This is a genomic window from Blautia sp. Marseille-P3087 (assembly GCF_900120195.1).
Taxonomy (GTDB): Bacteria; Bacillota; Clostridia; order Lachnospirales; family Lachnospiraceae; genus Blautia_A.
Genome location: NZ_LT635539.1, coordinates 2,953,706 through 2,961,940, shown reverse-complemented (window position 1 = coordinate 2,961,940; position 8,235 = coordinate 2,953,706). Strand labels below are relative to the sequence as shown.

Annotated in this window: 9 protein-coding genes (1 of these 9 running past the window's edge); 1 reads left to right on the top strand and 8 read right to left on the bottom strand. The window is 44.0% G+C overall.

Annotation, left to right across the window (positions count from 1 at the left end):
* The 6 genes in view from ispD to tsaE are tightly spaced (at most 47 nt apart) and all read right to left on the bottom strand, a layout consistent with a single transcriptional unit that may run on beyond the window.
* On the bottom strand, positions 1–376 hold the 5' portion of the coding sequence (gene ispD, locus BQ7344_RS14100; protein WP_072523054.1) for a 2-C-methyl-D-erythritol 4-phosphate cytidylyltransferase. Its footprint begins 320 nt before the window's first position; the window shows 376 of its 696 coding nt (coding positions 1–376); its start codon is at positions 374–376; its stop codon lies off the left edge, out of view.
* Positions 377–400: 24 nt separating this feature from the next.
* Complete coding sequence (tsaD, locus tag BQ7344_RS14095) at positions 401–1,420, bottom strand: tRNA (adenosine(37)-N6)-threonylcarbamoyltransferase complex transferase subunit TsaD (protein ID WP_072523053.1); 1,020 nt, start codon at positions 1,418–1,420, stop codon at positions 401–403.
* Positions 1,421–1,432: 12 nt separating this feature from the next.
* Positions 1,433–2,344: a ribonuclease Z gene (locus tag BQ7344_RS14090; protein ID WP_072523052.1), complete on the bottom strand. Its 912-nt coding sequence runs from the start codon at positions 2,342–2,344 to the stop codon at positions 1,433–1,435.
* A 17-nt stretch (positions 2,345–2,361) separates the two neighbouring features.
* Positions 2,362–2,796: a ribosomal protein S18-alanine N-acetyltransferase gene (gene rimI, locus BQ7344_RS14085; RefSeq protein ID WP_072523051.1), complete on the bottom strand. Its 435-nt coding sequence runs from the start codon at positions 2,794–2,796 to the stop codon at positions 2,362–2,364.
* Positions 2,793–3,515, bottom strand: coding sequence for a tRNA (adenosine(37)-N6)-threonylcarbamoyltransferase complex dimerization subunit type 1 TsaB (tsaB, locus tag BQ7344_RS14080; RefSeq protein WP_072523050.1), 723 nt, complete (start codon positions 3,513–3,515; stop codon positions 2,793–2,795). Before tsaB ends, rimI begins: the two co-directional genes overlap by 4 nt.
* Positions 3,516–3,562: 47 nt before the next feature.
* Complete coding sequence (tsaE, locus tag BQ7344_RS14075) at positions 3,563–3,988, bottom strand: tRNA (adenosine(37)-N6)-threonylcarbamoyltransferase complex ATPase subunit type 1 TsaE (RefSeq protein WP_072523049.1); 426 nt, start codon at positions 3,986–3,988, stop codon at positions 3,563–3,565.
* Positions 3,989–4,085: 97 nt separating this feature from the next.
* Here tsaE and BQ7344_RS14070 point away from each other — a divergent pair, with 97 nt between their 5' ends.
* Positions 4,086–4,610, top strand: a complete 525-nt coding sequence (locus BQ7344_RS14070) for a peptidylprolyl isomerase (protein WP_072523048.1) — start codon at positions 4,086–4,088, stop codon at positions 4,608–4,610.
* 113 nt (positions 4,611–4,723) lie between these two features.
* Here the strand turns inward: BQ7344_RS14070 and BQ7344_RS14065 are convergent, their stop codons facing one another.
* Positions 4,724–5,404, bottom strand: a complete 681-nt coding sequence (locus tag BQ7344_RS14065; RefSeq protein ID WP_072523047.1) for a YigZ family protein — start codon at positions 5,402–5,404, stop codon at positions 4,724–4,726.
* Positions 5,379–8,069, bottom strand: coding sequence for a transglycosylase domain-containing protein (locus BQ7344_RS14060; RefSeq protein WP_072523046.1), 2,691 nt, complete (start codon positions 8,067–8,069; stop codon positions 5,379–5,381). Before BQ7344_RS14060 ends, BQ7344_RS14065 begins: the two co-directional genes overlap by 26 nt.
* Positions 8,070–8,235 lie beyond the last annotated feature (166 nt).

Below are 8,235 nucleotides of genomic sequence, written 5' to 3'. Positions count from 1 at the left end.
TTACACCGGCAAGACCTCGCTTAAGAATTTCTTCTGTAATAAATGGACGTGCTCCATCATGTATAAACACATAATCAGTGTCTGTGCAGGCAAGGAGTCCCTGATAGACAGAATCATAGCGTTCTTTACCGCCGGCAATAACATCTGATACTTTCGTAAAAGAGTAGTGGTCAACGATTTCATCCTTACAATAGCAAATCATATCACTTTGTGTCACAAGAATAATATCATCGATCACCGGACTGTCCTGAAAGCATTTTAAAGAATAATATAATACAGGATGATCCTGAATCTCCAGAAACTGTTTCTGGATTTTACTGTGCATACGTTTTCCCTGTCCTGCTGCCAGAACAATTGCCGTAATTTTTTCTTTCATTTCAGAACCTCCTGATACTGTTATTTAACGTTCACCGAGTTTTAAATTCGGTACAGCATTGAGATCCCATCCATGACGGGTTCCCTTCATATATTCATAGTACGCTGCCGCACCGATCATTGCCGCGTTGTCTGTGCAGAAAATCGGTGACGGACGATAAAACTTATAACCGTTTTCCACACATGCTTTTTCCATTGCCGCGCGAAGTGTTCCATTGGACGCAACTCCACCCGCAATCGCGATTTTATCCATCTTGTAATCTTTTGCTGCGAGCATCGTATGCTCCACAAGAACATCTACTACTGCTTTCTGGAAGGAAGCTGCAAGATCCGCACGATTCACTTCTTCGCCTTTCATCTGCGCCTGATTGATATAATTCAGGACAGCTGATTTCACACCGCTAAAGCTGAAATCATAAGGACAGGTTCCGATTTTTGCGCGCGGAAACACAATAGCCTCCGGATTTCCCTCTTTTGAAAGCTTGTCAATCTTCGGACCGCCCGGATACCCCAGTCCAATTGCACGGGCAACTTTATCAAATGCCTCTCCCGCTGCATCATCACGTGTACGTCCGAGGATTTCAAACTCACCGTAATCTTTGACGATTACAAGGTGTGTATGTCCTCCTGACACAATCAGGCAGAGAAACGGCGGTTCCAGATCCGGATGTTCAATATAATTTGCAGAAACATGCCCTTCAATATGATGCACGCCTACCAGCGGGAGCTTCTTAGCGTATGCAATTGCTTTTGCCTCTGCCACTCCTACCAGAAGCGCACCAACCAGACCCGGACCATAAGTAACACCAATGGCATCCAGATCATCCAGTGTGACATCTGCATTCTTTAATGCTTCTTCAACTACCTGATTTACTTTTTCGATATGTTTACGGGAGGCAATTTCAGGTACAACACCTCCATATAACTTATGAAGTTCGATCTGCGACGATATAACATTTGACAGAATTGTTCTTCCGTTCTTTACTACAGAAGCCGCTGTCTCATCACATGAACTTTCTATTGCCAGAATCAATGTATCTTTCATTTTATGGCCCCTCTATTCTTCTTCGAAATTTAACTCAACACTTTTTCCGTCTTTGCCCGGCCATGAATTCGGGAAAATGCCACGTACCATATCCATATACTCATCCGGACGAATCAAGGACGGACTGTAATGCGTCAGCCATAGTTCTTTGACTTCTGCATCTTTTGCAAGTGTTGCCGCCTCACGAAATGTCATGTGTTTATAGCCTTTTGCTTTTTCAATTTTGTCTTCTTCTCCATACATTCCCTCACAGATAAAGAGATCCGAATTTACGGCATTATGCAAAATAGATTCCGTCGGACGCGTATCCGTCGTGTATGTCACCTTAATACCTTTTCGATCCGGTCCGAGAACCATATCCGGCGTATACACCACGCCATCCGCCTCTATCGTCTGGCCTTTCTGAAGAGGATTCCAGTATTTCAGCGGAATCTCCTGTTCTCTGGCACGTTCCGGTGAAAATTTTCCCTGACGCAGAATCTCAATCGTATAGCCATAACAGATCACATTGTGATTCACACGAAATGCGCTAATACGGTACCCGTTAAGTTCCAGTACTTCAAATGGTTTTGTTACTTCTATAAATTTAATCTCAAAAGGGAGTTCCGGTGCAATTACGCGAAGTGCATTCACCACACGCTCCAGTCCTTTAGGACCGACAAGCGTAAGCGGTTCCGTTCGATCTGCATTCCCCATTGTAAGAAGAAGTCCCGGAAGACCACTGATATGATCTCCGTGATAATGTGTAAAACAAATCACATCGATTGGTTTGAAACTCCATCCTTTTTCTTTAATTGCAACCTGTGTTCCCTCTCCGCAGTCAATCAGCAGACTGCTCCCGTTATAACGCGTCATAAGCGCAGTCAGCCACCGCCTAGGGAGTGGCATCATACCACCACAGCCCAGTAAACATAAATCCAACATATTTTTCACTCCTGCATTTACTGCATCTTCGTCATTAAAACTGCATTTTCGGTAGGATCAGTATAATAATCCCTGCGAAGTCCATCTTCTTTAAATCCAAGTCTTTCGTACAGTCTTCTTGCCGTTCCGTTGCCTTCCCGCACTTCAAGATGCACAATATGAATTCCGATCATTTCTGCCATCTTAAGCATGCTGTCCACAAGGAAATAGCCGATACCTTCTTTTTGTCTGTCTGAACGAACAGCAACATTCAGAATATCGCCTTCATCCAGAACTGTCTGCATGCTGCAATATGCGAGTATTTTTCCTTTTTCCTCGACTACAAAAAACATGGTATTCTCTTTTGTCAGAAATGTAAAAAAGCCTTCCTTCGTCCATGGATCAGAAAAAAGGGCTTTTTCTATCTCTACGACCTGCTCCAGATCCTCTACTGACATTTCGCGAAACGTCATGAATTACCGTCGGCCTTTGCCGCCTCCCGCTCAGCACGCTCTCTTTCAGCCTGCGAAACACGCAGATAATCCGGAACATGTTCCATTGCCGTTTCTGTTTTTCCCTGACTATAATAAATCTCGCCAAGCGCTGCGACTGCTGCTGCCCTCTGTTTGTTTACGTGTGCAGGCGCAAAAGAATACGGCACTGTCATTTTTTCTTCAATAAGCTCACGAAAAACCGGTACTCCATCGCCAAGAAAAGTCACCGCTTCTCCACGCTGATTCAACTTGTCGATCATAGTTTCCATCGGCACTGCCATCTGGTCTTCCACCACTTCCAGCTGATGATCAGTAAAACAGTAAATGCCTGTATAAACCTGCCTGCGTCGCGCATCCATGATCGGACAGATCAGCCCCGGTGTATCATACAGATTGTATGCCAGTCCCTCTACAGTAGGAATGGCAATCAATGGTTTCTTTAAGGCAAGTCCAAGTCCCTTTGCTGTTGCTGACCCAATCCTCAGCCCTGTAAAGGAACCAGGTCCTGCTGCTACTGCGATTGCATCAATGCTGTTCAGATCAAGTTCTGTCATTTTTGCAATCTCATCCAACATCGGCAGTAATGTCTGTGAATGTGTTTTTTTATAATTGACTGTATATTCCGCAATCAGCGCATCGTCCTCTACTATAGCAACAGATGCCACGATTCCGGAACTGTCAAGTCCTAAAATCTTCATATCCTATCTCCTCTTTTCATCCATCCAGATAAAACAGATAAAATTTCTTACAAACCTTCCACAGTGATCCGGCGATAATCAAATCCCTGCTCAAGATTCTTTTCTATTGTAATGGAAATTCTGTCATCCGGCAAAATCTCCTCAATCAGTTCTGCCCATTCGATCAGGCAAATACCCTTGCCAAAGAAATAATCATCATATCCGATTTCTTCCATTTCCTCGATATCCCCGATCCGGTAAACGTCAAAATGATAAAATGGCAGGCGTCCTTCTTCATAAACCTGTACAATCGTAAATGTCGGGCTGCTTACCGGCTCCGTAATCCCAAGTCCTGCAGCAACTCCCTGCGTAAATACTGTCTTTCCTACTCCCAGGTCTCCGGTCAGTGTATATACCTGACCAGGTCTTGCCTGCAGACCGATTTTTCGACCTAATTCATATGTTTCTTCAGGGCTTCTTGTCTCTGTCACCATTTTACCAATCACCTTTTTCCTTGCAGAATTGTTCTTTGCATATTATAATAGAGCCCACAGAGAAAAACAATACTTTTTACAAAAGGAGACTATGATTATGGCAAATACAAACCCGATCGTAACCATTACCATGGAAAATGGTGATGTGATGAAAGCAGAGCTTTATCCGGAAATCGCACCGAATACCGTAAACAATTTTATCAGTCTTGTAAAAAAAGGATTTTATGATGGTCTGATCTTCCATCGTGTCATCAACGGCTTTATGATCCAGGGCGGATGTCCGGACGGAACCGGAATGGGCGGTCCTGGCTACAGCATCAAAGGCGAATTTGTACAGAACGGTGTTGCAAATGATCTCGCACACACTCCTGGTGTTCTTTCCATGGCAAGAGCCATGCATCCAAATTCAGGTGGAAGCCAGTTCTTTATCATGCACAAAGCAGCTCCACACCTTGACGGAAGCTATGCTGCATTCGGTAAAGTAATCGAAGGAATGGATGTTGTAAACAAAATCGCAGAGACAGAAACTGATTTCCGTGACAGACCGCTTGATGATCAGCAGATCAAATCCATGACTGTTGATACATTCGGCGTAGATTATCCGGAACCGGAGAAATGCTGATTTAATTTCGGTGCATAACCGAAAGATTACATCATGTTTTTTCACACAAACAAAAAAACGCCGCAGAAACCATGATTCGTTTCATGATTTCTGCGGCGCTTCTTATGTTTTAATCAATGATCAAACGTCTGAACTTCTCCGTCAATCACCGAATAGTAGCATTCCCCATCCTGCTCAAGCCGTGCGCGTCCATTCGTTCCTTCTGTGATTGCTTTCTCGACACTCCCGCTTTCCTGTACAGGAACCAGCAGTTTCAAAACAACCCGGTCAGTGTATTCACTGTCCAGCACAGGCAAGGACCATTCTCCTGCGATATACTGAATCTTGCCGATCCCGGTATAATCCGTCGTAACCTGCAGTATAATTCCCTTTTGCTTTAATATGACAGTACTTGCAGCCAGACCTTCCTGTACAGCCTTTGAATAGGCACGCACAAGACCGCCCGTACCAAGAAGCACCCCGCCAAAATATCTGGTTACTACAACAGCTACATTGTAGATATCTTCTCCCAGAATCACATCCAACATCGGACGTCCGGCAGTTCCGGACGGCTCCCCGTCATCACTGCATCTTGTGAATTCCCTGTTCGCTCCGACGGAATATACGTAGCAGTTATGTCTGGCATCCCAGTATTTCTTTTTCATTTCTTCCAGAAATACCAGCGCTTCTTCTTCTGTTTCAACAGGGCGAACCGTTGCGATAAATCGAGATTTCTTTTCGGTTATTTCTCCGATACCGCCCTCATATATAGTTTTGTATTCTGTAAGTTTATTCTTCTGCGCTTCCACCGTCATCTCCTCCGCCGGTATCTCCGCCGCCGTCGTCACCTCCGGTATTGTCTCCGCCGCCGTCATCTCCTCCGGTGTTGTCACCAGTATTATCTCCGGTGTTGTCTCCGGTATTATCTCCGGTGTTGTCTCCGGTATTATCTCCGGTGTTGTCTCCGGTATTATCTCCGGTGTTGTCTCCGGTATTATCTCCGGTGTTGTCTCCGGTGTTATCTCCGGTGTTATCTCCATCCGGGTTATTTGGATCCGGTGTCGGTGACAATTCAAAAGTTGCCTCTTCAGTCGTATGCTCTTCCATTGTATCATCAGATTCATAGAAATGCTGATCACAATAATCTGTCGGCACATCACCAATATCAAAGTATTCTGTGATTACCGGGCAGCCAGCTCTTGGAAGTAGTCCCGTTTCTTCACAAATACTGATTTTCTCTACACTTGCCGGCATATCAAAGTCTTTATCCGGAAGGCCCTCATGAATACGGGTCATTACCTTTTTCCAGAGGTTCTTGTGGAAATTTCTCGCGTCTTCCGGAAGTTTCTCATTATTATCAAATCCGGACCATACCGCACAAGTATAATATGGTGTATATCCCACAAACCAGAGGTCATTGTATGCATCTGTTGTACCTGTCTTACCGGCAACTGTCATATTATCCAGCTGGCAGGCAGTACCTGTACCTTTATTTACAACATCTTCCATCGCACTGGTCAGAAGCCATGCCGTGCTTTCCTTAATAACAGATCTTCCTGCTGAATTTTTTTCAATCAGGACATTTCCGTTATGATCCAGAATCTTGGTATAGTAAATCGGCTCAATATAATTGCCATTATTTGCAATTGCCGCATATGCTGCACAAAGTTCTACATTCGTAACACCATGAGTAAGACCTCCCAGTGCCATCGGAAGGTTGGCATCTGTCCAGACAGTTCCGTCAGCATCTCTATCTGCTTCAGTACCATGTGCCAGTGTTGTAAATCCAAAATTGTCAAGGTACTGCAGTCCGAGTTCCGGAGTAACTTCTTCCAGACACTTAACTGCGACAACGTTGATGGAATTCTGGATGGCCTGGCGTATTGTTGTCGTTCCGCCATAACTTTTGGAAGCATTATTTACCGGTGATCCATCCGGATAATTGTATGGTTCATCTTCGAATGTCGTTGCCAGCGTCATTCCTTTCTCGTTGAGAGCCGGTGCATACGTAGACAGAACCTTAAATGTTGAACCCGGCTGTCTTGTCGTATCTGTCGCACGGTTCAGTGTCAGACTCGCTGTCTTCTCTCCACGTCCGCCGATGATAGCTTTTACATAACCTGTATGCTGATCAATGACACTCATAGAGGACTGTGGCTGTGGTGCAAAACTTACACGTTCCGCGACAACCGTTCCCCCATCAGCAAGAACAGCTTCTTTGTATCGGTCAACATAGCTCTGTCCTTCTTCCTGAGAATCAAACAGAAGGTCAAATTCCGGATCTTCGTTCTGGAAATACAGACGAAGCATTTCTTTGCTGTAGTTTATCTCTTCTCCGTCAGGATTCTGGACAGTGAGCGCATAATCCAGCGCGTACTGCACGTAATCCGGATAATTTGACGGATCTGCATACTCTTCATCCAGAATCTTCTGAATAGAAGCATCCTGTGTCGTATAAATACTCAGACCGCCACTGTAAACAAGGTTCTGTGCCTGCGTACGGGTATAGCCTTTAATATTCATCAGATCATTAATCACCTGATCAATCAGTTCATCTTCAAAATAGGAATATACGGTATTATCCGTCTCTTCATTCAGTACCTGCGCTGCCTGAATTTCTGAATAGACATCATCATTGATTACCTGATCATATTGTTCCTGTGTAATATATCCCTGATCGATCATATGATCCAGGACTTCTTTACGTCTCTTTGCATTTGCTTCCGGATGCTCAATCGGATTGTACTGCGTCGGGTTCTGTGTGATACCCGCCAGTGTCGTGCATTCTGACAGATTAAGATTCCATACATCCTTATTAAAGTATTTGCGGGCGGCTGCCTGCACACCATATGTTCCGGCTCCGAGGTTGATCGTATTAAGATAATTTTCAAGAATGACATTTTTGTTGTTAATCTTTTTCTCGATTTCAACAGCCAGATACTGTTCCTGAATCTTACGTGTAAAACGCTCAAGCCATGTAGACTCCTGCGTCCAGTTTGTAAATACATTATTCTTCAAAAGCTGCTGTGTAATCGTACTTGCACCTTCTGAAAGATTTCCAGAGGAAAGGTTCTTTACAAAAGCACGGAGAATACCTCTTACGTCGATACCATTATGCTCATAAAAACGTTCATCCTCGATTGCGACAACCGCATGCTGAAGATCCACCGGAATCTGATCAATAGATACAGGAAGTCGATTCGAACTCGGTGCCGTCAGCTTGCGAAGCTGATTGCCATCTCCATCATATAAAAATGTCGCATAACCCAGTGGTGAAATATCAATATCATTTACATCAGGAGCATTATCTATAATTCCCCGAAAAGCTCCAATTCCGGTACAGCCAATCACTACACAGATTGTGATCAATATCACAAAAAGAACTCTGATCAGCGACACATGAGCTCTTTTGCCCATCATGGCAGTACGGGAAATCAGCGAATTTCGCTTTTTTGAGACTGATTTTTTTCCGTAATTCATGGTTTTCCTCCTTTATAGTCCGTTCTATTATAGCAAATAAAAAATCGTAAATAAAGCCCCAATTAAAAACTTCACAATTGCAAAAATATATTTCTGAAACTATTATACTCTTTTACACCCAAAAGTCTGTAATCCAGCTTAAAAGAGGGATTCCAAATTCTGGAAT

Excerpts from the sequence above, each read along its gene's own strand:
- BQ7344_RS14060 (WP_072523046.1), bottom strand. The coding sequence starts at position 8,069 with ATGAATTACGGAAAAAAATCAGTCTCAAAAAAGCGAAATTCGCTGATT.
- tsaB (WP_072523050.1), bottom strand. The coding sequence starts at position 3,515 with ATGAAGATTTTAGGACTTGACAGTTCCGGAATCGTGGCATCTGTTGCT.
- BQ7344_RS14090 (WP_072523052.1), bottom strand. The coding sequence starts at position 2,344 with ATGTTGGATTTATGTTTACTGGGCTGTGGTGGTATGATGCCACTCCCT.
- BQ7344_RS14070 (WP_072523048.1), top strand. The coding sequence starts at position 4,086 with ATGGCAAATACAAACCCGATCGTAACCATTACCATGGAAAATGGTGAT.
- tsaE (WP_072523049.1), bottom strand. The coding sequence starts at position 3,988 with ATGGTGACAGAGACAAGAAGCCCTGAAGAAACATATGAATTAGGTCGA.
- BQ7344_RS14065 (WP_072523047.1), bottom strand. The coding sequence starts at position 5,404 with ATGACGGTGGAAGCGCAGAAGAATAAACTTACAGAATACAAAACTATA.
- tsaD (WP_072523053.1), bottom strand. The coding sequence starts at position 1,420 with ATGAAAGATACATTGATTCTGGCAATAGAAAGTTCATGTGATGAGACA.
- rimI (WP_072523051.1), bottom strand. The coding sequence starts at position 2,796 with ATGACGTTTCGCGAAATGTCAGTAGAGGATCTGGAGCAGGTCGTAGAG.